Origin of the sequence: uncultured Psychromonas sp., from assembly GCF_947489755.1 — a bacterium.
Classification (GTDB): Bacteria; Pseudomonadota; Gammaproteobacteria; order Enterobacterales; family Psychromonadaceae; genus Psychromonas.
The window spans coordinates 1-670 of sequence record NZ_CANLFB010000075.1 but is presented as its reverse complement, the minus strand read 5'-3'; the positions used below and the strand labels follow the sequence as shown (position 1 = coordinate 670).

Below are 670 nucleotides of genomic sequence, written 5' to 3'. Positions count from 1 at the left end.
GTCACAGAGACCGTTTCAGTGCTGCCATCTTCGTTGGTGTACGTAAACGAATCTGGTCCGTTGTAATCAGCATCAGGTGTGTACGTTACCGTACCATCATCGTTGATCGTGACCGAGCCGTACTCGCCATCCGTCACTGACGCAACAGGAGAAACCACGCCATCAGCGTCAGTATCATTCCCTAACACATCAATGGTGATCGGGGTATCTTCATTCGTTGTTGCCGTATCGGCAGCGATAACCGTATCATCCGCCACTGCGTCAACCGTCACAGAGACCGTTTCTGTGGTGCCATCTTCGTTGGTGTACGTAAACGAATCAGGGCCATTAAAGTCAGCGTTTGGCATGTACGTTACCGTACCATCATCGTTGATCGTGACCGTGCCGTACTCGCCATCCGTCACTGACGCAACAGGAGAAACTACGCCATCAGCGTCAGTATCATTCGCTAATACATCAATGGTAATTGGGGTATCTTCATTCGTTGTTGCCGCATCGGCAGCGATAACCGTATTATCCGCCACCGCTTCAACCGTCACAGTGACCGTTTCAGTGCTGCCATCTTCGTTGGTGTACGTAAACGAATCAGGGCCATTAAAGTCAGCGTTTGGCGTGTACGTCACCGTACCATCATCGTTGATCGTGACCGTGCCGTTCTCGCCATCCGTCA

1 protein-coding gene is annotated in these 670 nt (G+C 51.3%); it reads right to left on the bottom strand.

Annotated elements, in window-relative coordinates; all coding sequences use genetic code 11:
- On the bottom strand, positions 1-670 hold a 670-nt coding region (locus Q0794_RS18060), incomplete at both ends, for an Ig-like domain-containing protein (protein ID WP_298944269.1).